Raw genomic sequence first — 893 nt, forward strand, 5'->3', positions numbered from 1 at the left:
TGGGTTAATTAAACTCATAGAAGACCCAGAATCCGATGTGCGTTCTCGTGCCGCAGATGCGCTGGGTAAAATCGGTTCAGAAGCGGCAATTCCTGGGTTAATTAAACTCATAGAAGACCCAAAATACTCTGTGCGTTCTAGTGCCGCAGATGCGCTGGGTAAAATCGGTTCAGAAGCGGCAATTCCTGGGTTAATTAAACTCATAGAACACCCAGAATACTCTGTGCGTTCTAGTGCCGCAGATGCGCTGGGTAAAATCGGCAAAAAAACTTCTAGTTTGGCGACTAGTCTAGCCCAATGGATTCAGGAACAACAGGATTCAAAATATGTTGGAGATGCAATTGATTTGCTGTGGGATTTGGTGTGTGGGTAGATAAAAATCGTAATACTTCGGCTACGCTCAGTACAAGTTCGTAATTCGTAATTAATGGTACAAGCCATTCTTTATTGATGGAGATAAAAAACATAATTTTAGGACTTACGCACTGTACAAATTGTCTATTATGTGCATAAAAATATTTGGTTGTCTCAGAGTATTATCGATTTTAACCGGGTAATGGTGGCTTTACTCCAATACGCTTGGGTTAAAGGCTAATTCTACAAAATTGTGGGTTTTTGAGACGCGATAAATCGCCGTCTCTACAAGTGTTTTGGGACTACCAAATAAAAAAAATATACAACTTTTCTTGTGGGGTGGGCGTCTCGCCCGCCCGTAGAAAGGGGCGGACAAGATGTCCACCCCACAAGACTGGATAATTTATTTCTTGGTAATCCCTTTGGTCTTATCTCAACTGTATTGGGCTTTACTCAGGCGAGCGATCGCAACGGACTTGTGTTGTGAACCAACGGACTTGTGTTCTGAACCAACGGACTTGTGTTCTGAACCAACGGAC

General features: G+C 42.8%; 1 protein-coding gene. It reads left to right on the forward strand.

All coding sequences use genetic code 11. The features are described 5' to 3' along the window. Nucleotides 1-373: HEAT repeat domain-containing protein (locus tag ACM0OY_RS40485; RefSeq protein WP_414574315.1), on the forward strand; the 373-nt coding region annotated here is incomplete at its 5' end. Nucleotides 374-893 lie beyond the last annotated feature (520 nt).

Origin of the sequence: Nostoc sp. CCY 9925, assembly GCF_963920935.1 — a bacterium.
Classification (GTDB): domain Bacteria; phylum Cyanobacteriota; class Cyanobacteriia; order Cyanobacteriales; family Nostocaceae; genus Nostoc.